The following is a 22,421-nucleotide window of genomic DNA, read 5'->3' on the forward strand; positions in this document are numbered from 1 at the left end:
TTTTTATGGCTATGTCCCAATTACGTGTTGCATGGGGCGCCCCAGCGCCTCATGCAAGCAACGTGAGATATTCACTTCCTGCCCATAGCGTTCCAACATCCTTCGCCAACCCAGATAATTCCTCAGATAGTGGGTCGCGACCCCATGGAACCGTTCCATCCACTCCTTCAATCGCCTGTGGTACCCGTTCACATGTTGGATGTGATATGCACCCACCACCCGCTCTCCCGCTCGATTGCGCACCACTTGGTGTGTTATCCCTTGCCTCTCGCTGAAACTGGCATACACCCCGGCACCATCGCTGCACAGGACGGCATCCGGGGCGATAAGTGGCCGAAGCACTGCCTTCACCGCCCTGACATTCAACTGTTCCAACTGGAAGTCAGCCAGGTGGCCTGCTCTGTCTTGCACCACCATCACCGGGATGTAATCCGGTCCTGTGCCTCGGGTACGGCCTTTACCTCCACGATGGCGGGCCGGGCGGGACAATCCGCGCTGTCCTTTGAACGACTCTAGGAAGAAGGTCTCATCGACCTCGACGATACCCTCTTCCCGTACCGCCTGGTGGCTAGCCATGGCCTTCAGGAAGCGGTGACGCCACAAAAAGGCGGTGTTTTTACCGACCCCACAGCGGAGCGCCGCCTGCCGGACGGTCAGACCGTCGATGAGGGCCTGTGCATAGTCTTCCCAGCATTGTGGCTTGCGAAGTCGGGCGAGAGGCGTGTTGGTGAGAACGGAACTGGTGCGCAAACACTGCTTGCAGCGATAACGGCGCAGCCCTCGAGACCAGCCCCAGGGAGCCAGCAGTGTGGCCGCGGCCTGGCAGTGAGGGCAGCATTGGCATGCGGGCAGTTGAGTGGCCAACGAGGTGATGGGGTGAGGGGTGGTGAGTTCCTGTTGCGCGAGACGACGCTGACGCAAAGTGAGCAATGGGAAGAGGGACAGTAGATGTTGAAAGGCTTGGGTATCCATGATGGTGGCCCTCAAGGTGATGACCTACTTCAAGGTTAGCCTTTCAACACATAACTGGGACTGAGCCTTTTTTATGGGGCTGGAACAGGATGACGACAAAGAGATTTCACAGATCAAATTTTATTTCTCAATAAGTTTCCTATCCTTAGTGAAGCAGTTAATGTAAGCACAGGATCCCAAACAGGATTGCATGATGGATGACCAAATCCTGATTATTGACGATGACGATCTGCCCTTTCTCGATGACCAGCAGGCTGGATGGAAGGTGATGATTGTGGACGATGAACCCGAGGTTCATCGCATTACCAAGATCACCCTGAGCAAGTTTGAATTCGATAATAGACCCATTGAATTTTTGCATGCTTATTCAGCCGCCCAGGCCAGGGAGTTGCTCGCCAAGACCCCGGACGTAGCACTGCTGCTGCTGGACGTTGTCATGGAGGTCGATCACGCCGGCCTCGATGTGGTCAAATTCGTGCGCGAGGATCTGCAAAACAAGATGGTGCGCATCGTGCTGCGTACCGGCCAACCCGGTCAGGCCCCGGAAGATGATGTGGTTACCAACTACGACATCAACGACTACAAGGACAAGACCGAGCTCACCTCCCAGAAGCTGCGCACCCTGCTGCGGGCCAGCCTGCGTTCATACCGCGACATCCGCACGCTGGAGAGCAATCGCCAGGGGTTGGAAAAAGTCATCGAGGCCTCCAAGGGGATCTTCGAGAAACGGGCGCTGCGCCAGTTTGTCGAAGGGGCTCAGGAACAGCTCGGGGCCCTGCTCAGTCTGGAAGAGTCGCAAATCTACGACGTGAAACAGTTCGCCTACGAAGTACGGGATCAAATTCTGGAGCCCCTGCTGCCGGGCCACCCGTCATTGCGACTGGCAGATGCACCCTCCATCCTGCGCCAGGCCATGGCCAATCGTGCCAACGTCTATGACGGCAACCAGATGGTGCTCTACTGCCAAAACCCCCGTCATCACCTGCTGTTTCATATCGAGACCACTCGTCAGCTCAGCCAGATGGACATGGGGCTGCTCAGCCTGTTTACCGAAAACATCATAGTGGCGCTGGAGAACATCCGGCTCAACGAGGTCATCGCCGACAACCAGCGCGAGATCATCTATCGGATCGGCGAGCTAGTGGAGACCCGCTCCAAGGAGTCCGGCCTGCACGTGAAACGGGTCGCCCTCTACACCGAGCTGTTCTGCCAGTTGCTTGGCATGAGCGAAGAGCAGAGCGAGCTCATCAAGCGTGCCTCCCCGCTGCATGACATCGGCAAGGTGGGCATCCCGGATGCCATCCTTCACAAACCGGGCAAATTGACCCCCGAGGAGTGGGAGATCATGAAGACCCACGCGCAGCTGGGGCAGGACATGCTCTCCGGCAGCGATCTCGCGCTGTTCCAGATTGGCGCCACCATCGCCGGTAACCACCATGAAAAGTGGAATGGCAGCGGCTATCCCCGTGGCCTCAAGGGTAATGCCATTCCGTTGGAAGGGCGGGTGGTGGCGCTGGCCGACGTGTTTGATGCGCTCGGCTCGGATCGCTGCTACAAGAAGGCTTGGCCGCTGGACAAGGTACTGGCACTGATCCAGGAGGAGAAAGGTCAGCACTTCGATCCTCAGTTGGTAGAACTGATGCTGGCCAACCTCGACAAATTCCTCGAGATCCGCGATCAACACAAGGACATCTACGTCGGGGAACATTGATGTTGAAGATTAATACTCACTACAAAGTTCTAAAATAGGGGGCATATTCTCGGATAACCTCTTGTGGCTCAGATCCTCCGATGCACTGCATCGGAGGATGCTATATTGCAGTGCCTTATGCGAGCGAGCCCAGTTATAAATATCCCCTATCTCATGCGCTAGGCTCTACTAACCCTACATCAGAAACTTACCTTTCAATGTACCACTCACTCATTCCCTTAACACATTTTCAAAACTGGATAAACCAATACAAAAAAGGCAGCCCATGGGCTGCCTTTTTTATTTTCGTATTGCGGCTTACTGCAGCTCGGGCAGCAGCAGCTTGGCGATTTCGAAGTAGATGATGAGACCGGTACCATCCACTAGGGTGGCGATGAAGGGGGCGGATACCACGGCCGGGTCGATGCGGAAGCGACGCAGCACCATGGGGATCACCGAAGCGACAGTGGCGCTCCACAGCACGATGGCGATGATGGTCAGGGTGACGACCATGCCGATCTGGGGACCAACCCCCAGGCTCCAGGCCCGTACCCAGGCGGCCAGCGCGATGGCGGCCGAGATGAGCAGACCGGTGGAGATCTCCTTTTTCAGCACGGTGCCGAGGTTGCGCAGACTCACCTCCCCGACCGCCATGGCTCGCACTATGGTGGTGGTGATCTGGGTACCACTGTTGCCGCCGGTGCCGATCAGGAGCGGAATGAAGAAGGCCAGTGCGATGGCGGCTTCCAGCTGCTCTTCAAACGCCCGCAGCACGGTACCGGTATAGGCTTCGGCCACGAACAGGATCAGCAGCCAGCCCACCCGCTTGCGCCACAGTTGCCAAGGAGTCGCCTGCAGATAGGGAGTGTCGAGTGGCGAGGAGCCACCCTGCATCTCCGCATCCTCGGTCGATTCGAGCTCCAGGATGTCGGCGGCATCGTCCACGTGGAAGATACCCACCAGCTTGCCCTGATCCTCGACCGGCAGGGTCGAGATGTCGCGGTCGATCAGCAGGCGAGCGGCCAGTTCCTGATCCGCTCGGGCATTGATGCGCACCGTCTCCCGGTCCATCAACTCGCTCACCGGCAGTTGCGGGTCGGCAATCAGCAGGGATTTGAGCGAGATGCTGCCAAGCAGGCGGTGGTCGTTGTTGACCACATAGAGGTTCTGGAACAGCTGGGCGTTGTCCCAGGCATCGTGGATCAGCTGCTTGGCACTGCCCACCGTCTCCTGATCGCCGATGGCCAGGAATTCGTGGCGCATGTTGGCGCCCACCGATTCGGTCGGCCAGTCGAGCAGGGAGTAGAAGGTGGACTGCACCTGCTCCGGGAAGCGGGCAAGCAGCATGGTGCGATCACTGCTGCCCAGCCGGCGCAGAATGGCCAGCATGTCGCGACGGGGCATGGCCCCCTGCAACACGCTGACGATGCTGGCATGCAGCCGCATCAGCAGGCGCCCGGCACAGTCAGCAGACAACGAACTGAGCAGCGCCGCCCCATCGGCAGTGGGCAGGGTATCGAAGATGCAGTTGAGCTCTTCCGGACGCAGGGTCAGCAGCTGATCGGCACGCTGAACCGGATCCAGGTTGTGCTCCAGCCAGCCCTGCAGGGCAGCCAGATCGAGCAGTTGATGACGATTGAGTAGAGTCTGTGTTTTCTTCATCACAAATGACCTCATGTGATTTCAGGCAAGCCTGAGCGCGAACGGTGATCCGTCGCCGTCTGAAAGAAAACAGCAATTTGATTGACGAGTAATAGGCAGGAAATGACGCCGTCCGGCGTGTCATCATCCCCACGTACCAGCTTTAGCACTGCATAACGTATCCGGCATGCCGGAAGCCACTTGGGTTTACACCTTAATCCGATGAAAACTGTCCTGATCTTGGGCGTCTCTGGACGTCGTGAGATCAGTGGCCTGTGTTTATACAGGAGCCTCGCCTAACGAGATGCTGCAAATATGCGCACAACCCTCTGTCGTGCGGGCTGCATGATTATCGAATGCTCAATATGAGTCAACCCGTCGCCATGCGCTAAATAGCCTGTGGCAACAGCTTGTTACAATTGGCCGACATGGGGAGTTGAATGAGGATAAACGAGCGGGAAAAACAGGGGCCAAGCGGGTAACCATCGCTCGCAGCCATCAGGGCCGCGAGCGATGGGTGACCGGTCAACGAATGTAGTCGAACAGGGTCAGCTTGCTGATCTTGCTGAAGGAAAGCTGGGTGGCGCTCAGTGCCGCATCCTCTTTTGACAGGGTGGCAATCACCTCATAGAGATCCGCTTCGGAGACCTTGGCCCGCGCCTGCTGATTCAAGGTGCTCAACCCTTCGTTCGAGCCCATCACCTGCTCCAGCCCGTTCATTCTGCCGCCAATCTCCCCCAGCCCCTGATCCACGTTTAGCCGGGCATTTTTCATGTGGGCGGTGGCATCCGCCACCTTCAGCTGGAAGGTATCCGGCGTGATGTTGGGATCCCGCAGCGCCGTGATGAAATCGGACATGCCATCGAGGATGTTGTTGTTCTGGGGCGGATCCAGCACGAAGTTTTGCGCCGCCCCCCCGCCGGCAGTGACAGGGTCAGCTCCAGCCCGTTGAAGGGGATCTTGTTGCCCGCCACATAGTCGCCGCTTTGCAGCAAGGCACCGCCGCCATCCCTGATCTCATAGGTATCCGGCGTGCCGGCAATGGTGTTCACCGTATACTGGTTACTGGCAAGCGAAGGGTCGTAGTTGTTGCGGTAGAAGCTGTCGAAGTGGCCCTGATCAGCCACACCGACCTGAATATTGGCGCTCCCCGCGCTGCTGGTCCTGCGGGTCGGCACTATCTCGAACAGGTTGAAGCCGGAATCATTGGCAGGGATCTGCACCGTCGGCGATACCTGAATGTTGCGCTGGCCGGTATCCCCCTGAAACACATAATTGCCGCTGGCATCCTGAATGAAGGGCTGGGTCTTGCTCTGGTTGCCGCCGAAGATATATTCGCCCTGGGAGTTCTTGCTGTTCATCAGGTCGAACATCTGCTTTTGCAGCCCCTCCAGCTCGCTGGCAATGGCTTGGCGATCTTCGTACCCCACCGCCGAGTCGTTCGCCTTCTGGATCAGGGTCTGAGCACTGGTCATGGCGGTGTTGAGGGCGGTCAGCACCGTCTCCTCGTGGCCCAGGCTGTTTTCCAGCAGGCTGCCGTTGACCCCGTACTGCTTGAAGAGATCGATCTCCTTGGTCAGCGCCAGCTTCTGGCTCATGCCGGAAGGGTCTTCCCCCGCCGTCTTGAACTTGTTGCCGGTCATCAGCTGCTCATAAGCCGTGCTCAGCCGTTCGTTGGCGCCGTTCAGCGAGGAGAGGTTGCGGTCATAGACCATGTTGGTGGTGATACGCATCGATTTACCTCACTGATGACAACAGGGTATCGAAAATGGTCTTGGCGGTGCTGACGATCTGGGCGGAGGCGGCATAGGACTGCTGATAGCGGATCAGGTTGGCCGCCTCTTCCTCCAGACTGACGCCGGAGACACTCTCGAAAATCCCCCTGCTCTGGGTCAATTTCGTTTCGTCTGCCTTGAGTTGGCTCTTGGCCTGGCTGGCGGTGTTGCCCACCCCGGTCACCAGGCTGGAGTAAGCCTCGTTGAAGGTCATCTTGTCGTTGCTGGTGCCGGCGTTGCTGCTCTTGCGCACCAGATCCTTGTTCTGCAGATCCGCCAGTGCCAGCCCGTTGGCGTTGTCGGCAAAACCGTCGGTGTTGTAGCTGAGGGTAAAGCTGTCCTTGGCCTCCACCTTGCCGGTGATGCTGAACTCGTACCCCGGAGTCTGGGCCGGGGTGGCGTAGACCTTGGGCCCACCCAGCGGACTCTCGAGGGCGGCCATCAGGTTCTGCCCCTTGCTGGAAGCGGGGGCTACCCCAATCAGCGTGGTACCGTCCGCCGCATAGACCTCGTAGTTGCCGCTGCCGTCTATCTTCACCACCTGGGGTGAGGCCGGATTCAGGCTGTTGGTGCCAAAACCGGAGCCGGCACCGGTATTGGTGATGCCGTTGAGCTTGATCTCGCCCGCACCGAAGTTGTTCTTGCCTTTGTCGGCCTTGAGCGGCGATGCCAGCGCCAGATCTTCGGCCCGAGTTGCCAGCTGACCCAGGCCGGCGGCCGCCCGCTTGGTCGGTTGCAGCAGGATCTTATCCCCCGCCGCCGGGGTACCGGAGAGATCAATCTGGATACCGTGACCCGCCACCTGTACCGTGGCGGGCGGCGTGGTACCTGTGGTCAGCGAAGTGCGGTTGCCATCCTTGTCCACCGAGAACACCTCGTAACCGGTGGCGCTGCTGAACTGCACTTCGTAGTCGAAGGTGGTCACTTCCGTGCCCTTGCCGGGCACGAAGCTCACCTTGGCGGCGCCGCTGCCGGTGTTCTGGCTGTAGGCCAGACCATCGCTCGAGCCGAGAGAGAAGAGATCCCCCCCAGCTCGTTGTCCAGATCCATCCCCAACCGGTTTTGCTGATTCATGGCATCGGCCATGGCGGCGGCCAGCTGGCCCAGCTCGCGCTTGGACGGCTCCAGATCGTTGCGGGCGGAGAAGAGACCGCCGAGACCGCCACCAATGTCCTTGTTGTTCAAGGTGATCTTGTTGGGGTCCATGTTCAGTTGCAACTCGGGCTCACGGGCATCGGGATTGCCCGGCACCACGCTGAACTGGGCAACGCTGCCATTGAGCACCAGGGAGTGGCCGGTGCTCATGTTGACCAGCATGCTGCCGTTGTCCTGCGGCACGGTGCGGATCTCCATCTTCTCGGAGAGCTGGCGGATGGCCTCGTCGCGCTGGTCGAACAGCATCAGGTTCTCTTCCGGCGTGCCCTGGGTGCGAATGATGGCCTGGTTCAGATCGTTGATGCTGTTGATCAGGCTGTTCACCCGCTTGGCCTCATCGCCGATGGTGGTATTGATGGTGTCGGTCTGCTTGTCCAGCTGGGCCGACAGGGTGTGAAAGCGGTTTACCATGCCGCTCAGCTGGCTCAGGGTGGTCTTGCGGCCGGAGATATCGGCGGGGGCTTCGTTGGCGGTATGGAAGCCCTCGAAATAGGAGCTGATGGCGGCGCCGACGCTGTTGCTGGTGTCACCCAGCAGGCTGTCAGTGTTGGCGAGCTGCTGATAACGCGTGGAGGAGGCATAGAAGGCGGACGTGTCGCGCCTGACCTCTCCCTGGGCATAGGCGTTGATGACCCGCTCGGTCAGCATGTCGCCGGTACCAAGTCCGTTGGCATTGGTATAGATCAGGGTCCGTTCACGCACATAGCCCTGGCTATTGACGTTGACGATGTTGTTACTGGTGGTCTGCAGCAGTCGCTGCTGGGCCATCACACCCGAGGTACCAATTCCAAGCAGATCGCTTGCCATGACTTACAGCTCCATTTCTGTATTGTTGGTCGCGGAGTAGCCGGCAATGGCATCACTGCGCAATACCTGTTTCAGTTTCCTGGCGTAGTGCGGGTCGGTGGCGTATCCAGCCTGTTGCAAGGCTTCGAAATAACGGTCCGGACTGTCCACCTTGGCCAGGGCTCCCTTGTAGCGGGAACCCGAGGTCAGGAAATCCACATAGTCGTTGAAGCTCTCCTCGAACGACTCGTAGGAGCGAAACGCCGCCTTCTGGCGCGATGCCACTCCTCTCTCGTATTCCAGGGTGCTGACCACTGTCTTGGGCCCTTCCCAGCGTGGATCGGCCTTGATGCCGAACAGGTTGTGGGTCACCTGCCCCTCCCCGTTCTTGATAACTCGCTTGCCCCAGCCGCTTTCTAGCGCCGCCTGGGCTACCAGCACTGCCGGGCTCAATCCCAGCTTGTCGGCCGCCTTCTTGGCCAGCGGCATCAGCCGGTTGACAAACTCTTCAGGAGTGTCAAACACCTGGGTCGTTTCATCGAGCGCCTTGGCGCCACGAATGCCGTGTCCCACTTGCGCAGGTCCCATCGGCGGTATGGTGCGGCGACTGCGGTGAGCCGTTGCCAAAGGCTGCACATCGCCACTCATCTCCTTGTCAGCAAAATCTTTGCCAACTTTTGAAGCTGAAATGAGATCGTTGGCCGCCGAGGTGGGCGGTTGATAGGGCTTATAGACCCGCTCGGTACGCTGCGGCATCTTGAGCACCCGCCCGTCGTGATGGGTAAAGGTCTCCGGCGAGAGCTGCTTGGCCACCATGGCAGCCAGGCCGATGCCACCCTTGCTCGACATGTCGGCGACCCGCTGCTCGTCCAGCATCCCCTCGTAGAACTGGGTGTAGCTGCTGTTGAAGGGGCTGTCCTGGGTCAATACCTGGTTGGCCTGGCGCATGCTTTGAAACAGAGTCTGGGTAAAAATGGACTCAAACTGGCGAGAAGCCGCCATGAGCGCATCCGCCTTGCCCTCCTTGCTCTGGCTCAGCTGGCGCAGGCGATCCAGGTTCTGGATATCCTGCACCATGCCCAGATTCACGCCGCTGTTGGTATCTAACTCTGCCATTTTGCTTACCTCATTGCCGCCCGTGGCAACCCCTTGCCGCTTTATTACAGTATGACCAGCTGGCCTTCGATGGCGCCGGCCTGTTGCAGCGCCTCCAGGATCGCCATCAGATCGCCGGGAGCCACCCCGACCTGATTCACCGCCCGCACCAGATCATCCAGGGTGGCCCCGGTATCCAGCTTGAACATGCGTCCCTGCTCCTGCTGCACGTTGATGGTGGAGTTGTTGGTGACCGCCGTCTGCCCGCCGGAGAGCGGATTGGGCTGGGACACCTGCTGATTTTCCGCGATGGTGACCGTCAAGCCGCCGTGGCTGATGGCCGCCGGTTTGAGCCGCACCTGGCTGCCGATGACGATGGTGCCGGTCCGGGAGTTGACGATGATCTTGGCTGCCTCGCTGGCCGGATCCACCTCCAGGTTCTCGATGGTGGCGAGGTAGGAGACGCGCTGGCCCGGGTCCCGCGGTGCGTAGACCTTGACCGAGGTCGCATCGAGCGCCTGCGCCGTGTTGGGACCGACCAGATCGTTGACCACGTCTGCCAGCCGGCGCGCCGTGGTGAAGTCGGGGCGGTTGAGGTTGAAGGTGATGGTATCCCCCTGGCTGAAGGAGTTCGGGACTTCCCGCTCCACGGTCGCCCCGTTGGCGATACGACCCACGGTCGGGGTATTGATCACCACCTTGGAGCCGTCGGCCCCCTCGGCCCCCAGCCCGCCAACCACCAGGCTGCCCTGCGCCACCGCATAAACCCGGCCATCCAGCCCCTTGAGGAAGCTTTGCAGCAGGGTGCCGCCGCGCAGGCTCTTGGCCTCGCCGATGGCCGACACGGTGACGTCTATGGTCTGGCCCGGCTTGGCAAACGGCGGCAGATCCGCATGAATGGCCACCGGCGCCACGTCCTTGATCTTGGGCTTGATGTTGTCCGGCACCTTGATGCCGAAATTGTTCAGCATGGTGCGAAAGGTCTGCTCGGTGAAGGCGTTGCTCTTCTCACCCGTGCCCGGCAGACCGACCACCAGACCGTAGCCGATCAGCTGGTTGCTACGTACCCCTTCCACCGAGCTGATGTCCTTGATCCGGGAGGCATGGGCCATCCCCAGGGGCAACAGGCAGCAGAACAGGGCTACAAGACGGAGCGACTTCATAACACCTCCTAGAGCGGCCACCAGGGACCATTGAAAAAGCTGGTGAGCCACCCCTGTTCCTGGGTATTGGCCAGATCGCCGGTGCCACCGTAATGGATGCGGGCATTGGCCACCTTCTGGGATGAGACGCTGTTGTCGGTGGTCACATCCTCGGGGCGGATCATGCCGGTGATCCGGATATATTCGTTGCCGTTGTTGAGCATGATCCACTTCTCGCCACGCACCAACAGGTTGCCATTGGGCAGTACCTTGGCCACGCTGACGGAGATGTTGCCCTGCAGGCTGTTGCTCTGATCCGCCTTGGCCTGCCCCTTGAAGGCGCCGTTCTGGCTGAGGGAGGCCGACAGATCATAGGGGCCGGCCGTCACCGGCACACCGCCCAACACAGCCGGATTCATGGTGAATTTATTATCCTTGCCACTCTGGGTATTGGCCTTCTTGGAGGCGGAAGTGGACTCTGCCAGCTCGATGGTGATGATGTCACCCACCTTGTGCGCCTTGATGTCCGAATAGATGCCGTTGACCTGATCGGGCTGGAAGATGGCACCGGTCGGCCTGACCGAGACCGGCTCCGACTCCCCGTAGACGGGGGCAAACTCGGGATCATCGGGCTTGGCGGTATTGGGCGTGCTGCTGCAGCCTCCCAACGCCAGCAGTCCCAGCATCCATATGGCTTTCATCATGCGCCTCCTACTTATGTGCGCTGGATCAGGAAGGACATCATGCCATCCACCGCCGAGAGAACCTTGGAGTTCATCTCGTACACCCGCTGGGCCTGGATCAGGTTCACCAGCTCTTCAGTCACGTTGACGTTGGAGGTCTCCAGCATGCCCTGCTTGATCACCCCCAGTCCGTCCGTCCCGGCGACACCCTGCACCGGCGCACCGCTGGACTGGGTCTCGACAAACATGTTCTCGCCCATGGGCTGCAGGCCCGAGGCGTTGACGAAGTCAGTGGTGTTGATCTGGCCCACCACCTGGGAGGCGCCATCCCCTTTGAGCTGCACCGACACCTGGCCATCCTCGCCAATCGTCACGCTCTGGGCGTTCTCCGGGATCTGGATCTCCGGCTGCAACGGGTAACCGTTGCCCGGCGTGACGATGGTCCCTTCACTGTTGAGGGTAAACTGGCCGTTACGGGTATAGGCCGCGCTGCCATCGGGCAGCTGGATCTCGAAGTAGCCGCGGCCGCTTATCATCAGATCCAGCGAGTTGTCCGTGGTTTGCACGTTGCCCTGGCTGTGGTTCTTCTGGGTGGCCACCACCTTGGCACCCGCCCCCAGCATCAGGCCGGAAGGGCGTTCGGTGTCTGCCGATGAACGGCCACCGGGCTGGTTGATGTTTTGATAGAGCAGATCCTCGAAGATGGCCCGGGATTTTTTGTAACCCACGGTGCTGGCGTTCGCCAGGTTGTTCGAGGTAACCGAGATGTTGGTCTGCTGTGCATCCAAGCCGGTCTTGCTGATCCAGAGTGCAGGGTTCATGTAAAACTCCTTGGTTAGCTGATACGCAGCAGCTGGGTTTGAGCCTCGTCATTCTCTTCCGCGGTCTTCATTATTTTGACCTGGGTTTCAAACTGACGTTGCAACCGAATAAGGTTGGTCATTTCATCGACCACGTTGACGTTACTCCCCTCGAGGGAGCCGGCAATCAGGCCGACAGTGGCCGACGCCGCTTCATTCTGGCCATCCTTGCGACGGAACAGGCCGTCCTGCCCCTTCTCCACCGCATCCACCGCCGGATTGACCAGCTTGATGCGCTGGAAATTCTCCGGCAGGTTGGCGGCGGCCCCTTCCGGACGGCCACTGATGGTGCCGTCCCGGTTGATTTCAATTTTCTCCATCGGCAGCGGCAGCACGATGGGCTGACCGCCGTCGTCCACCACGTTCAACCCGGTGGAGGTTTGCAGGTTGCCGGTCGCGCTCAGTTGCAGATTGCCCATGCGGGTATAGGCTTCACCGCCCTTGGGATCCTGCACCGCAATCCAGCCCTGGCCGTCGACGGCAACGTCAAGATCCCGACCCGTGGTCATCAACATGCCATGCTGCAGGTTCTGGCCTGGCCGCTCGGCCATGGCGAACACCCGGGTGGGCAGCCCCTCGCCAAACGCCTGCATGCTGCGCGCCTGCTCGAAGTCGGACTTGAAGCCGGTGGTATTGGCGTTGGCCAGGTTGTTGCTTCGAACAGCCAGGCTGTTCATGCTCTCCTTGGCGCCCGACATGGCGATGTATAGCAGGTGATCCATGGGATCCTCCGTCAAACTGATGACTCTGACAGAGGAACTGCAATTTGAATGCCAATCCCCATTACCTCGGGTCACCAAGGCGGCAAATACCCATGAAAAAGGGCGCCGAAGCGCCCTTTGTTAACAAGAGGGTGATTAGCGGATCTGCAGTATGGTCTGCTGCAGGGAGCTGTTCACTTCCAGCGAACGGGAGTTGGCCTGGAAGTTGCGCTGCGCGGTGATGAGGTTGACCAGCTGGGAGGTCAAATCCACGTTGGATTGCTCCAGCGCAGAGGACTTGATGCTACCCAAGGTGCCCGAGTTGGGGGTGCCGGGCAGCGCATCACCAGAGAGCAGAGACTGGCGCCAGGAGGTATCCCCGACCTGGGTCAATCCTTGCGAGTTGGCGAATTTGGCAAGTGCCACCATGGCAACCTTCAACGTCGTCGCATTGCTGTAGGTCGCCGACACAATACCGTCCGGCGTAATCTCGACCTTGGTCAGATTACCAACAGTGGCACCATCCTGGGTCAGTTTGGTGACGTTGAAAGGTGAGCTGTATTGCGTCACATCACCGAGACGGATCTCCAATGTCTGAGCGGGATCGGCACCGTTGGTAATAATCCCGGCCGTCGTGCCAAGGGCGACGGTTTTGATCGGATCAGCTGGAACGGTTTTAGTTGGATCCAATTTGCCGCCGGAAGTAAACTCCATCTTTACGCCTGTGGGGACGCCTGTCGCTGGGCTGGGTGAACCACCGGCGATATCAATGGGCTTGTTCCCTTCATACATGTACATGCTCCAGGTACCCGGCGTCAGCGGCGTTCCCGGGGCAGCCGGATCCTCATGGCGGACAAAATATTTGGTGATCACATGGGGAGCACCAAGCGAATCATATATCGTCACCGAGGTTGAGTGGGCAAAGGTAGCCGAGTTGGTCGGATCAAACGCAGTCGGTGACGTTGGTTTGGTTTTCGACTCGATACTCAGGTTGAAACTGGCTTCCACCAGCTCGGTCATTTTTGGCTCACCCGCCCGATCCGGTATTTGAATCGGTTTGGTGGCGTTGATGCTGACCGCCTTGGGCGTCCCATCCGTGTTGATTTCATAACCTTGCAGATAGTTGCCCTGATTGTTGACCATATAGCTGTTTTCATTCAGCTTGAAGGCGCCGGCCCGGGTAAAGGTACGATCCAGGTTGGTCAGACCGTCCGATGTCACGAAGAAACCGTTGCCCTGAATGGACAAATCAAGGGCGTTGTTGGTGAACTGCAGCGCCCCCTGGTGAAACTGCTGTGCCACCGCCCCCGTTGCCACACCATTGCCGACCTGGGTCTTGGCATTGACGAAGATGGAGTTGGCGTAGACGTCCGCAAACTCGGCACGAGACTCTTTAAAGCCCGTGGTATTGACGTTGGCAATGTTGTTGGCGGTAACGTTCAGATCTTTTTGTGCCGCGTTGACACCGCTCAAGGCATTGTTAAATGACATATCCAGCTCCTTAGATCGATGCTGTTGGCGTAGGGGTTGATGGTGTTTTCACCGTACCTGCAATCTGCAAGATACTGTTCAAGCTTGTTGTACCGAGGCCTTTCAAATTGAGCTGGGTAGGATTGCTTGCCGTACCCAGGATCACGCTGTCGACCTTGCCATAGGCAAAGATCGGGACACTCTCCGACTTCCCGTCCACTGTGCCGTTTGCCTTGAGGGTGTATTTGCCCTCTTTGGCCGGGTTTCCGTCCTTGTCCTTGCCATCCCAGACGATTTCGACGTTACCCTTCTGGTCACCTTCCAGCGGAAACTCCTTGATGACCTGTCCGCTCTCGTCTTCGATGGTGATCTTGACGTTCGAGTACTTGTTTTCTGTGCCCACGGCGACCACACCTGGCAAAGAGCCGTCTTTTTCCAGATAACCCACATTGCTCTGCAGCAAGACGTTTTGTCCCACCAGCGCCGAGGCTTGCAGCGCCTGGCTGGAGGTCATCAGGCTATTGAGGCTGCCAATCTGGTTGGAGAGGCTGCTGATCCCCTGTGACGTCGACATGGAGGTCATCTGGGAAAGCATCTGGGCGTTGTCCACCGGCTTGAACGGATCCTGATAGGAGAGCTGCATGGTCAGCAGCTTCAGGAACGACTCCTGATCCAGCTCCTTCTTGGGCGTCGACGTCGTGCCCGTGGTCTGGGTGGTCGTGCGGCCGATGCCGTTCACGCCACTGGTTGTATCTGCCATCTATGCGTCCCCCTGTCAGGACTTGCCGAGGTTGAGCGTCTGCTGCAGCATCTTCTTGGCAGAGTCTGCAACCTGCACATTGGTTTGATAGCTGCGCGAGGCGTTGATCATGTCCGCCATCTCTTCCACCATGTTGACGTTGGGTTTGAAGATGAAGCCGTCTTTATCCGCCATGGGGTGGTTGGGGTTGTACTCCTTGAGCAAGGGTGCCTCGCTCTCGACAATCCCCTTTACTTCAACCCCGGCCGACGCCTGCTTGTCCGACATGGCCTGATCCAGCTGGGCGGCAAAAATTGGCCGCCTGGCATGGTAAGTTTTTTCCACGCTGGAGCTGACGCTGTCGGCGTTGGCCATGTTGCTGGCTACCGTGTTGAGGCGAACAGACTGTGCACTCATGGCCGAGCCTGCAATGTCAAAGACCTTGAACAAACTCATCACTGTTCTCCTTTCAAGGCCTTCAGCAGGCCGCTGATCTTGCTGTTCATAAATTCAAGGGAGGTCTGGTATTCAAGGCTGTTGCGCAAAAACTCGCTGCGCTCCTGCTGCACGTCGACCGTGTTGCCATCACCGGTATCGGGCTGCAGGGGATTGCGATATTGCGTAACGCCTGGTGCATCCATCTGCAGGGCGAAATGCTTCTCACTGGTCGTGGCAAGGCCAAAGCCCTGTTGTTGCTGGGCCTCTTCCAATGCTTGCGAGAAGTTGATATCCCGAGCCTTGAAGCCCGGCGTGTCCGCGTTGGCAATGTTGCTGGACAACACCTCTGCACGCTTGGAGCGAACGCTCAGCGTGTATTGGTGAATACCAAATGCCTTGTCGAATGAAATTGCCATAGCACACCTCCTGCTTGAGAAATTATTAGCAAGAGGTGTGCCAAAGAGGGATTTAAGCGGGGATCATTTAACCTTGTAGACGATGCCGGGGTTGCACCGGATCATCTCGAATCTGTCGGTCAACCCGGCCAGAGACTCAGAAGCCCCCAGCATCAGATAGCCGCCGGGATTGAGGCTGGCAGCAAACTGGTTGAGGATCTTGGACTTCACTTCCGGTGCAAAATAGATGAGCACGTTGCGACAGAAGATGATGTCGAACTTGCCAAGCAGGCTGTAGCTTTCCAGCAGGTTCAATGGCCGGAAGGTGGTCAATTTTCTGACACGCTCCACCACCCGCATCTTGTTGTCACCATAAGGTTCGAAGAACAGCTTCTTGCGCTCGGGCGACAGACCGCGAGCCAGCGCCAGACTGTCGTACACCCCTTCCTTGCACTGATTGAGCATGGTGCTGGAAATATCAGTCCCGACGATTTGTACCCCACCTGGCAAGGTGCCTGGTTTTTTTACCTGCTGTTCCAGGGCCGTCATGGCAATGGAGTACGGCTCCTGCCCAGAAGAGGAGGCCGCAGACCAGATCTTGATCGGTCTGCCACTCTTGCCGAGCTCGGGAAATATCTTGTCAGTCAGCAGCTGGAAGGGGTAGGTATCGCGAAACCACAGGGTTTCGTTGGTAGTCATGGCATCAACCACTGCCATTTTCAGGTCACGCTCACGCACACTCATCGCTCGAGTAACCAGATCAGACAGACTCTCAATACCAAACTGAGTCATCAAGGGTGAAAGCCGACTCTTGACCAGATACTGTTTGTTGTCACCCAGCACGATTCCGCTCTGTACCGCCAGAAAATTGCTGAATTGTTTGTATAAGTCGTCCGAAAGTGTCTTCATGCAGTTTGTTCTTCTTGATTAGAGTGCGCCTTGTACGGCCTTGGCCAATTCATCCGGTTGGAATTTGGCAATGAAATTGTTCGCACCAACTTTCTGCACCATGGCCTGATTGAACACCCCACTGAGGGATGTGTGCAGAATAACATGTAAGTCCTTGAGATTGGGATTGTTGCGGATCTCGGCGGTAAAAGTATAACCATCCATTTCCGGCATCTCGATGTCCGAAATCACCAAGGCGATCTGATCCTTGATGGGACCGTTTTTGGACATTTCCAGCAACATGTTGAGCGCTTCACGCCCATCCTTGGCCAATACGCACTGCACTCCGATGGCTTCGAGAGCACGCTGAACCTGCTTGCGAGCCACGGAAGAGTCATCAGCCACCAGCACCGGGCGTCCCAGGGTCGGATGTTCCACGCTGGCTTCCACCAGCTCTTTGCTGACCTCGGTCGATACCGGCGAGATTTCGTTGAGAATGCGTTCCACGTCCAGGATCTCGACCAACTCACCGTCGACCTCGGTCACTGCCGTCATATAGTTGATGCGCCCCGCCCCTTTCGGTGGCGGCAGGATGGATTCCCAGTTCATGTTGATGATGCGCTCGACCGAGTGCACCAGGAAGCCCTGAATGGAGCGGTTGTATTCGGAGATGATGATGAAGCATTTGGTCAGATCTTCGATCGGACGCTTGCCCATCGCCATGCTGAGATCGATCACCGAGATGGTTTGGCCGCGAATATGGGCCACCCCGCGAATGCAGGAGTTCAGCTTGGGCATGACAGTCAAGGGAGGACACTGCAACACTTCACGTACCTTGAATACGTTGATGCCAAATCTTTGACGTCCATTGAGACGAAACAACAATAACTCCAGCCGGTTTTGCCCAACTAGCTGGGTACGTTGGTTGACCGAGTCCAGGATACTGGCCATAAACACTCCCTAAAAACGCTTGGCATTAATCATGCATGCGTGTTGGCTTGCGTCAGACTATCGATGTCACTGCGAACGAATTCTGAAGCAAGCATAGTTAAATATGGTGATATACGTGAACAACTTATCGGCCAGCGAGCGAAAATGATTAGTAGACTTTTCCTCACCTTACTGCTGTTTTGCAGCATTTCTCACGCCACGGCATCCGAGGTGACCAGTTACTTGCAAGAAAAGGCGCAGGATTTTGTGCTCGGCCAGCTCGATGTCCCGCTCGATGCCCAGGTACAGGTGCAGGCAGCCTCCATCGATGAGCGCCTGCCTTTGAGTCGCTGCGACGAACATCTTGCCATCACGCTGCCCGCCAAGATGGAGATCCGCCGCAATACCACCGTCTACCTCAAATGTGAGGAAGAGAAGCCCTGGGATCTCTACCTGCCAGTGCGGGTCAGCATACAGAAGCCTTATGTGACCGTCTCCACCCCGGTGGCCAAGGGCGATATCCTCAGCGAAGGCGTGCTGACGCAGGCCTATCAGGATCAGACCCTGATCCGCGGCGACTATCTCAGCGATACCACGGCGCTCATTGGCGTGCGCAGCAAGCGCGAACTCAAGCCAGGCCAGCCTATCCGGCTCAGTCAGGTCTGCGTGGTCTGCAAGGGCGATCAGGTGACCCTCAGCGCAGAAAATAGCAGCATGCAAATCAAAACCATGGCCCGAGCCTTGCAAGATGGTAGCTTCGGAGACATGATCAGGCTCGTCAATATCCGCTCAGGCAAAACGGTGCAGGGTAAAGTCAACGCTGTTGGCTCCGTGGTGGTCACCTTCTGAGTGTTTTTCAGATCACTTTTTTTCTAAAGTTATGGCGATGACCACCGATAAACAGGTAAGCGAACAGCAAAGCAGACGAAGGTAAACACTATGGCTATTAACAATATCAACAACTTGGCGAACAACCGGTTGCAAAATACCGGGAGCAGCCAGGGTGCCAATACCAAACCAGCGACCTCGTCCCCCGATAACCGTGCGGCGACCGTCAAGACCGACTCCGTCTCCTTGACCAGCGAGGCGCAGCAATTGCAACAGATGCAGAAGAACCTCAACTCAGCTTCCACCGGCAATGAAAGCCGGGTCGAGAGCCTGAAGAAAGCCGTGGCCAATGGTGAATATCAGGTCAACAGCGAAGCTGTGGCCAAGAAGATGTTCAGCTTCGAATCCAACCTCGACAAGTTGCTGGGATAATGGATTTACCTTCGCTGCTGCACACTCAAGACGACTACCTCTCCCAGATGCAAGGCTTGCTGGAGGAGGAGTTCAACCTGCTCAAGCAGCACCAGGCGCTGGCGCTGCCCGAGCTGGCAGAGCGCAAGCAGAAGCTGCTTGCCGATATTGAAGAGCTGGACAAGGCCATGGCGCTGCTGCCAGACCTGATACAGCAACTGAACGCCTACCCCGAGCAGATGCGCACCCTGCGTGAGAAACTCGATGCCTGCCAGGAACAGAACGATCTGAACGGGCGCCTGCTCGAGCTCAGCATTGTCTCCAACCGCCGGCTGGCCAGCTACCTGAGCAAGCTGCGGGATCGCAACTCCCTGACCTATGACGCCAAGGGCAATACCCGCTCCGGTACCCGTTCCATCGGCATCAAGGCCTGATCCCCACGTTACGACGATTGGCTGCTCCGCAGCACGACCATCCCAACCCCCTCTCTTTTACAGTTCCAGCCGCAACAGCTCTTCGCTGTCCGCACAGGCGTGAATACCGAGCACCCCATCCTCGTAGCGGCCATAACTTGCCGCCAGATTGCCGCGTGGAAAACAGATGGATCCCGGATTCATCAGCACCAGCTCCCCTTCGCGTTGCAGCACGGGCAAATGGGTGTGACCGCTGATGAACAGGCTGCCGGCAGGCAACGGCACCTCGGCAGGCCGATAGAGATGGCCATGACTGACGAACCAGCGCCGACCATCCACCAGCATCTGGTTGTAAGGGGCGGTGATGGGGAAATCCAGCAGCATCTGATCCACTTCCGAATCACAGTTGCCCCGCACCGCCATGATGCGGGAAGCCAGCGTATTGAGTCGCTCGGCCACGGCCGCAGGGGCATAGCCCGGCGGCACAGGGTTGCGCGGGCCGTGGTTGAGCAGATCGCCGAGCAGCAGGTAGTGATCCGGCTGCCAGGGGGCAAGCTGGTCCAGCACCCGCTCCAGCGCACTCAGGCTGCCGTGCAGGTCGGAAAGAATGGCAATTTTCATGGCAAGCTCCTTACTGCTGGCTGAAGTAGAGATCCTTGGTGGCGATCGCCCCCTTGAGGTTCTGCACCGGCAGGCCGCGCAGGGTGGGATCCACCAGCCGCATCTGGTTGTAGTGATAGACGGGAATGGCCGGCATCTCGTCCATCAGCAGCTGCTCGGCCTGGTGGTAGAGCCCGGTCCGCGCATTGCCATCCAGGGTATCAGCCGCCTGCTGCAGCAAGCCGTCGAAGGTCGGGTTGCAGTAACCGCTCTCGTTCTGGGGATCCTGGCAGCGGAAGCTGTTGAGCATGGCGGAGGGCTCCACATAATCCCCGAACAGGAAGGAGCGGGCCAGCATGAAATCACCGCTGTCTTTGGCCACCTGATAGGCATTCCACTCCATGTTGTTGAGCGTCACTTCGACCCCCAGCGGCTTCCACATGGACGCGACCGCCAGCGCCAGCTTCTTGTGATTCTCCGAGGTGTTGTAGGTAAGCGTCAGCTTGAGAGGATGCTGACTGTCATAGCCGGCCTGGGCCAGCAGCGCCGCCGCCTTGGCCAACCGGGTCGGCTGATCTTGCAGGGCCAGGGGGGAGCTCAGCGCCTCGTAGCCCGGCATGCCGGGCAGCAGCGACCAGGCGGCCTGCTCTCCCTGCCCGCTGACCTTCTCGGTCAACAGGTGCCGATCGATGGTCATGGCCAGCGCCTGGCGCACCCGCACGTCCTGCAGCTCGGGGCGACGCAGGTTGAAAGTGTAGAGGTAGGTGCCCAATAGCGGCAGTCCCCAGATCCGCTCGGGGGTCGCCTCCTTGGTCTTCTGGTAATACTCCAGCGCCACCTTGTTGGTGAGCTGTATCTCCCCCGCCTCGTAGCGCAACCGTTCGGCATGCTGGGAGGCGAGCGGCAGGTAGGTCACCCGCTGGATCCGGGTGTGGGCATCATCCCAGTACTGGACGTTGCGCTCGGCCTCGATGCGCTCATTGGGCACCCAGTTCACCAGCTTGTAGGCACCGTTGCTGACCAGCTTGCCAGGCTGGGTCCACTGCTTGCCAAACTGGCTGACCGCTTTCTGGTTGACCGGCACGAAGGGGCGCTGGCTTATCAGCTGCAGGAAGTAGGGCACCGGCCGCTCCAGCGTCACTTTGAGGATCTGGTCGCTTTCCGCCTCCACCCCCAGGGTGTTGAGATCGAGCGCCCCGGCGTAGATGGACTGGGCATTGTTGATGCCGGTCGCCAGCAGCAGGCCGGCTGAGGGCGAAGCCTGGGCCGGATCCAGCAGACGGCGCCAGGCATAGACGAAATCGGCGGCGGTGAGCGCGTCACCATTGGACCACTTGAGCTGGGGGCGCAGGAAGAAACGCCAGACCAGCCCGTCCTCGCTGGTCTCCCAGCGCTGGGCCTGGGCCGGCACGATCCGCCCCTGCCCATCTTCGCTCACCAGCCCCTCGAACAAGTCCACCAGCACCACTTCACCGGGAAAACCCGAGCGGATCTGGGCCGGATCGAGGGACTCGGGTTCGGCGCCATTGCCCTTGACCAGGGTCTGGCGATCAGACAGCGCAGGTTCCTGGGATACCGTGGTCGCCTGCAGCGGCGGCGCCAGCAGCAGACCCAGCAGCAAGGGAGAGAGCCAGCGACGGGCTGGCCGGGAAGCGGGGAACAAAACCATGACATAAACCTCGTTCAAAACACTTATTTCAAGAAGGGGGAAGGCCGGCGGCGCGCCTAAATACGAATGCATGATGCCGCGCTTGTTATCCCCGAAGACGCCCCGTATTGTATCGGGCTTGCCCAAGAGATGGAGTCTCTCGGGCTATTTTTTTCCGTAGTTTTTTATGAGGTGCGAGCGGTTGTCGCCTGCGTCCTGCATCTGGCTACATTTTCAGGAGTTTTTATGGGGTACGAGTGGCTGGCACTGGCAGCAGCCAGTTTATGGGCGGTAGCTGCCCTCATCTCCGTCAAACCGGCGCGCCACCTGGGGGCATTTGCCTACAGCCGCTGGCGCATGTTGCTGGTCAGCCTGATGCTGGGGTCGGCCAGTCTGGCCACAGGCGGCTGGCAGACCCTGACCCAGAGCGCCCTGCCCCTGCTGGCACTGTCGGGGCTAATCGGCATCTTCGTTGGCGACACAGCCCTGTTTGCCTGCATGAACCGGCTGGGGCCAAGACGCAGTGGCCTGCTGTTTTCCTGCCACGCCCTCTTCTCCGCCCTGCTCGGCCTCTGGCTGTTTGGCGAACAGCTCGGTGGCTGGCGACTGGTGGGGGCCATGCTGGTGTTTGCCGGCGTCATGCTGGCCATCCTGTTCGGCCGCCGTGGCAATGCTCAGCAGAGTGAATGGGAACAGGTGCGCGGCCATCTCGTCATCGGCATCGGTCTGGGCCTGACCGCCGCCTTCTGCCAGAGCCTGGGTGCCATCATCGCCAAACCGGTGATGATGAGTGGCACCGTGGATGCAATCAGCGCCTCCGGCATCCGCATGGGCAGCGCCCTGCTGGCCCACTGCACCCTGCGGGCGCTGAGAGTACCGCTGTCATTGCCGCACAACCCCATCAACCGCCAGGTATTGGGGATGATCGGCATCAACGGCTTTCTGGCGATGGCCATGGGCATGACGCTGATCCTGGTCGCCTTGCGCCAGGGAGACGTCGGCATGGTGGCGATCCTCTCCTCCACCACACCGGTGATCCTGTTGCCACTGCTGTGGTGGCACTCGGGGCAGCGCCCTTCCCTGGCGGCCTGGGCCGGCGCCCTGCTGGCGACCCTGGGCACCACGCTGGTACTGGGAGCCAGCGGGCACTGACTCCCGAAG

The 22,421-nt window shown here is 58.8% G+C and carries 20 protein-coding genes, 2 pseudogenes and 1 riboswitch; of the genes and pseudogenes, 5 read left to right on the plus strand and 17 right to left on the minus strand.

All coding sequences use genetic code 11. The features are described 5' to 3' along the window. Nucleotides 1–9: 9 nt before the first annotated feature. On the minus strand, nucleotides 10–972 hold the full coding sequence (locus E5E96_RS22095) for an IS1595 family transposase (RefSeq protein WP_118880797.1): 963 nt from the start codon (nucleotides 970–972) through the stop codon (nucleotides 10–12). A gap of 193 nt (nucleotides 973–1,165) precedes the next feature. On the opposite strand from E5E96_RS22095, the gene E5E96_RS22100 reads away from it, so the two are divergent. Continuing rightward, nucleotides 1,166–2,683, plus strand: coding sequence for an HD domain-containing phosphohydrolase (locus tag E5E96_RS22100; RefSeq protein ID WP_171283164.1), 1,518 nt, complete (start codon nucleotides 1,166–1,168; stop codon nucleotides 2,681–2,683). Between the two features lie 297 nt (nucleotides 2,684–2,980). On the opposite strand, the gene mgtE is transcribed toward E5E96_RS22100, so the two are convergent. From mgtE to E5E96_RS22170, 14 genes and pseudogenes are all read right to left on the minus strand, one after another. Next, a complete protein-coding gene (gene mgtE, locus E5E96_RS22105; protein ID WP_011706633.1) occupies nucleotides 2,981–4,324 on the minus strand; it encodes a magnesium transporter in 1,344 nt (447 codons plus the stop codon). Between the two features lie 120 nt (nucleotides 4,325–4,444). Further along, nucleotides 4,445–4,614: riboswitch (M-box (ykoK) riboswitch) on the minus strand. 214 nt (nucleotides 4,615–4,828) lie between these two features. Then, a pseudogene (gene flgL, locus E5E96_RS22110) lies at nucleotides 4,829–6,036 on the minus strand (flagellar hook-associated protein FlgL). A 4-nt stretch (nucleotides 6,037–6,040) separates the two neighbouring features. Then, nucleotides 6,041–8,040: pseudogene (locus E5E96_RS22115) on the minus strand (flagellar basal body rod C-terminal domain-containing protein). Nucleotides 8,041–8,043: 3 nt separating this feature from the next. After that, complete coding sequence (flgJ, locus tag E5E96_RS22120) at nucleotides 8,044–9,135, minus strand: flagellar assembly peptidoglycan hydrolase FlgJ (RefSeq protein ID WP_171283165.1); 1,092 nt, start codon at nucleotides 9,133–9,135, stop codon at nucleotides 8,044–8,046. Between the two features lie 44 nt (nucleotides 9,136–9,179). After that, the gene (locus E5E96_RS22125; RefSeq protein WP_011706637.1) at nucleotides 9,180–10,277 is read right to left on the minus strand and encodes a flagellar basal body P-ring protein FlgI; all 1,098 of its coding nucleotides are present in this window, start codon (nucleotides 10,275–10,277) and stop codon (nucleotides 9,180–9,182) included. A gap of 8 nt (nucleotides 10,278–10,285) precedes the next feature. Continuing rightward, nucleotides 10,286–10,957 (minus strand): flagellar basal body L-ring protein FlgH, encoded by a 672-nt coding sequence (gene flgH, locus E5E96_RS22130; RefSeq protein WP_011706638.1) that lies wholly within the window; start codon nucleotides 10,955–10,957, stop codon nucleotides 10,286–10,288. Nucleotides 10,958–10,971: 14 nt separating this feature from the next. Further along, nucleotides 10,972–11,760, minus strand: coding sequence for a flagellar basal-body rod protein FlgG (gene flgG, locus E5E96_RS22135; RefSeq protein WP_011706639.1), 789 nt, complete (start codon nucleotides 11,758–11,760; stop codon nucleotides 10,972–10,974). A 14-nt stretch (nucleotides 11,761–11,774) separates the two neighbouring features. Further along, nucleotides 11,775–12,521 carry a flagellar basal-body rod protein FlgF gene (flgF, locus tag E5E96_RS22140; RefSeq protein ID WP_011706640.1) on the minus strand — a complete coding sequence of 249 codons (747 nt, stop codon included), beginning with the start codon at nucleotides 12,519–12,521 and terminating at the stop codon, nucleotides 11,775–11,777. Nucleotides 12,522–12,656: 135 nt separating this feature from the next. After that, nucleotides 12,657–13,991, minus strand: coding sequence for a flagellar hook protein FlgE (gene flgE / locus E5E96_RS22145; protein ID WP_011706641.1), 1,335 nt, complete (start codon nucleotides 13,989–13,991; stop codon nucleotides 12,657–12,659). 10 nt (nucleotides 13,992–14,001) lie between these two features. Beyond that, nucleotides 14,002–14,730 carry a flagellar hook assembly protein FlgD gene (locus E5E96_RS22150; RefSeq protein ID WP_011706642.1) on the minus strand — a complete coding sequence of 243 codons (729 nt, stop codon included), beginning with the start codon at nucleotides 14,728–14,730 and terminating at the stop codon, nucleotides 14,002–14,004. 15 nt (nucleotides 14,731–14,745) lie between these two features. Beyond that, nucleotides 14,746–15,165, minus strand: a complete 420-nt coding sequence (gene flgC, locus E5E96_RS22155) for a flagellar basal body rod protein FlgC (RefSeq protein ID WP_011706643.1) — start codon at nucleotides 15,163–15,165, stop codon at nucleotides 14,746–14,748. Then, nucleotides 15,165–15,563: a flagellar basal body rod protein FlgB gene (flgB, locus tag E5E96_RS22160; protein WP_011706644.1), complete on the minus strand. Its 399-nt coding sequence runs from the start codon at nucleotides 15,561–15,563 to the stop codon at nucleotides 15,165–15,167. Before flgB ends, flgC begins: the two co-directional genes overlap by 1 nt. Nucleotides 15,564–15,626: 63 nt before the next feature. After that, nucleotides 15,627–16,451: a protein-glutamate O-methyltransferase CheR gene (locus E5E96_RS22165; protein ID WP_011706645.1), complete on the minus strand. Its 825-nt coding sequence runs from the start codon at nucleotides 16,449–16,451 to the stop codon at nucleotides 15,627–15,629. Nucleotides 16,452–16,469: 18 nt separating this feature from the next. After that, nucleotides 16,470–17,381, minus strand: a complete 912-nt coding sequence (locus tag E5E96_RS22170; protein ID WP_011706646.1) for a chemotaxis protein CheV — start codon at nucleotides 17,379–17,381, stop codon at nucleotides 16,470–16,472. 222 nt (nucleotides 17,382–17,603) lie between these two features. Between E5E96_RS22170 and flgA the strand changes: the two genes are divergently transcribed. From flgA to E5E96_RS22185, 3 genes are all read left to right on the plus strand, one after another. Further along, nucleotides 17,604–18,209 (plus strand): flagellar basal body P-ring formation chaperone FlgA, encoded by a 606-nt coding sequence (flgA, locus tag E5E96_RS22175; protein WP_016351323.1) that lies wholly within the window; start codon nucleotides 17,604–17,606, stop codon nucleotides 18,207–18,209. 90 nt (nucleotides 18,210–18,299) lie between these two features. Continuing rightward, a complete protein-coding gene (gene flgM / locus E5E96_RS22180; RefSeq protein WP_011706648.1) occupies nucleotides 18,300–18,620 on the plus strand; it encodes a flagellar biosynthesis anti-sigma factor FlgM in 321 nt (106 codons plus the stop codon). Further along, complete coding sequence (locus E5E96_RS22185; RefSeq protein WP_171283167.1) at nucleotides 18,620–19,033, plus strand: flagella synthesis protein FlgN; 414 nt, start codon at nucleotides 18,620–18,622, stop codon at nucleotides 19,031–19,033. Before flgM ends, E5E96_RS22185 begins: the two co-directional genes overlap by 1 nt. A 57-nt stretch (nucleotides 19,034–19,090) precedes the next feature. Here the strand turns inward: E5E96_RS22185 and yfcE are convergent, their stop codons facing one another. Then, nucleotides 19,091–19,633 (minus strand): phosphodiesterase, encoded by a 543-nt coding sequence (gene yfcE, locus E5E96_RS22190; RefSeq protein ID WP_017410412.1) that lies wholly within the window; start codon nucleotides 19,631–19,633, stop codon nucleotides 19,091–19,093. A 10-nt stretch (nucleotides 19,634–19,643) separates the two neighbouring features. Further along, complete coding sequence (locus tag E5E96_RS22195; protein WP_171283168.1) at nucleotides 19,644–21,281, minus strand: peptide ABC transporter substrate-binding protein; 1,638 nt, start codon at nucleotides 21,279–21,281, stop codon at nucleotides 19,644–19,646. 225 nt (nucleotides 21,282–21,506) lie between these two features. On the opposite strand from E5E96_RS22195, the gene E5E96_RS22200 reads away from it, so the two are divergent. Beyond that, nucleotides 21,507–22,412, plus strand: a complete 906-nt coding sequence (locus tag E5E96_RS22200; RefSeq protein ID WP_029299790.1) for a DMT family transporter — start codon at nucleotides 21,507–21,509, stop codon at nucleotides 22,410–22,412. Nucleotides 22,413–22,421: the final 9 nt, after the last annotated feature.

Origin of the sequence: Aeromonas sp. 1805 (assembly GCF_013085525.1) — a bacterium.
Classification (GTDB): Bacteria; Pseudomonadota; Gammaproteobacteria; order Enterobacterales; family Aeromonadaceae; genus Aeromonas; species Aeromonas hydrophila.

Excerpts from the sequence above, each read along its gene's own strand:
- flgH (WP_011706638.1), bottom strand. The coding sequence starts at position 10,957 with ATGAAAGCCATATGGATGCTGGGACTGCTGGCGTTGGGAGGCTGCAGC.
- E5E96_RS22095 (WP_118880797.1), bottom strand. The coding sequence starts at position 972 with ATGGATACCCAAGCCTTTCAACATCTACTGTCCCTCTTCCCATTGCTC.
- E5E96_RS22165 (WP_011706645.1), bottom strand. The coding sequence starts at position 16,451 with ATGAAGACACTTTCGGACGACTTATACAAACAATTCAGCAATTTTCTG.
- E5E96_RS22185 (WP_171283167.1), top strand. The coding sequence starts at position 18,620 with ATGGATTTACCTTCGCTGCTGCACACTCAAGACGACTACCTCTCCCAG.
- E5E96_RS22100 (WP_171283164.1), top strand. The coding sequence starts at position 1,166 with ATGGATGACCAAATCCTGATTATTGACGATGACGATCTGCCCTTTCTC.
- flgJ (WP_171283165.1), bottom strand. The coding sequence starts at position 9,135 with ATGGCAGAGTTAGATACCAACAGCGGCGTGAATCTGGGCATGGTGCAG.
- flgE (WP_011706641.1), bottom strand. The coding sequence starts at position 13,991 with ATGTCATTTAACAATGCCTTGAGCGGTGTCAACGCGGCACAAAAAGAT.
- mgtE (WP_011706633.1), bottom strand. The coding sequence starts at position 4,324 with ATGAAGAAAACACAGACTCTACTCAATCGTCATCAACTGCTCGATCTG.
- flgF (WP_011706640.1), bottom strand. The coding sequence starts at position 12,521 with ATGGATCACCTGCTATACATCGCCATGTCGGGCGCCAAGGAGAGCATG.
- E5E96_RS22200 (WP_029299790.1), top strand. The coding sequence starts at position 21,507 with ATGGGGTACGAGTGGCTGGCACTGGCAGCAGCCAGTTTATGGGCGGTA.
- E5E96_RS22195 (WP_171283168.1), bottom strand. The coding sequence starts at position 21,281 with ATGGTTTTGTTCCCCGCTTCCCGGCCAGCCCGTCGCTGGCTCTCTCCC.
- flgC (WP_011706643.1), bottom strand. The coding sequence starts at position 15,165 with ATGAGTTTGTTCAAGGTCTTTGACATTGCAGGCTCGGCCATGAGTGCA.
- flgG (WP_011706639.1), bottom strand. The coding sequence starts at position 11,760 with ATGAACCCTGCACTCTGGATCAGCAAGACCGGCTTGGATGCACAGCAG.
- E5E96_RS22125 (WP_011706637.1), bottom strand. The coding sequence starts at position 10,277 with ATGAAGTCGCTCCGTCTTGTAGCCCTGTTCTGCTGCCTGTTGCCCCTG.
- E5E96_RS22170 (WP_011706646.1), bottom strand. The coding sequence starts at position 17,381 with ATGGCCAGTATCCTGGACTCGGTCAACCAACGTACCCAGCTAGTTGGG.
- yfcE (WP_017410412.1), bottom strand. The coding sequence starts at position 19,633 with ATGAAAATTGCCATTCTTTCCGACCTGCACGGCAGCCTGAGTGCGCTG.
- E5E96_RS22150 (WP_011706642.1), bottom strand. The coding sequence starts at position 14,730 with ATGGCAGATACAACCAGTGGCGTGAACGGCATCGGCCGCACGACCACC.
- flgM (WP_011706648.1), top strand. The coding sequence starts at position 18,300 with ATGGCTATTAACAATATCAACAACTTGGCGAACAACCGGTTGCAAAAT.
- flgB (WP_011706644.1), bottom strand. The coding sequence starts at position 15,563 with ATGGCAATTTCATTCGACAAGGCATTTGGTATTCACCAATACACGCTG.